The sequence below is a fragment of the Chryseobacterium sp. RR2-3-20 genome (assembly GCF_017808115.1).
Classification (GTDB): domain Bacteria; phylum Bacteroidota; class Bacteroidia; order Flavobacteriales; family Weeksellaceae; genus Chryseobacterium; species Chryseobacterium oryzae.
This window is the reverse complement of the sequence record NZ_JADQBD010000210.1, coordinates 1-516: the sequence shown is the minus strand read 5'-3', so window position 1 is coordinate 516 and position 516 is coordinate 1. Positions and strand designations below refer to the sequence as shown.

Annotated in this window: 1 protein-coding gene; it reads right to left on the bottom strand. The window is 36.8% G+C overall.

Annotated elements, in window-relative coordinates:
- Positions 1–173: 173 nt before the first annotated feature.
- On the bottom strand, positions 174–516 hold a 343-nt coding region (locus tag IV513_RS15700; protein ID WP_209391487.1), incomplete at its 5' end, for a DUF4817 domain-containing protein.

The window sequence follows — 516 nt, the reverse complement described above, 5'->3', positions numbered from 1 at the left end:
CATCGGAAAAAATAATACTTCCAGAAAAACTGCCGTCTCTTCGGATATTATTTAGAACCCAGTTGCAAAACTCTAATCTTCTCGCAAAATCGGTATCATACAGGTGTTGGTTAACCTGATACTTGAAAGATTTGTAGTTGGGTTTCTTTAGAAACTTTCGCGCTGGTTCATGTCTAATGTTTAACTCGTGGTCGATTTGTCGGAAGGGAAACCGTTCTATCAACTTCAACTAAGGCGAAAACATTAATTGCTGTTTCTTCATCAACAACAAACTCTACATTATTATTCTGTGGGTCATCTTCTTCTCTCCTGAATTGAGATTCCACTCTTAGAAAATAATTGTTAGGTTGATGCTGTCGCTCTGGAAAACGTTGCGCATAGAGCGCTGCTACCGCTCTCGAATTTTTACAGCATTCTACATAAATTAGCAGCATATCAACTTTTCCGTTTCGAGAATACATTGTCAAGTATTGTTTTTTGTACCTAACAACTACACAATAACAATTTAACAATACA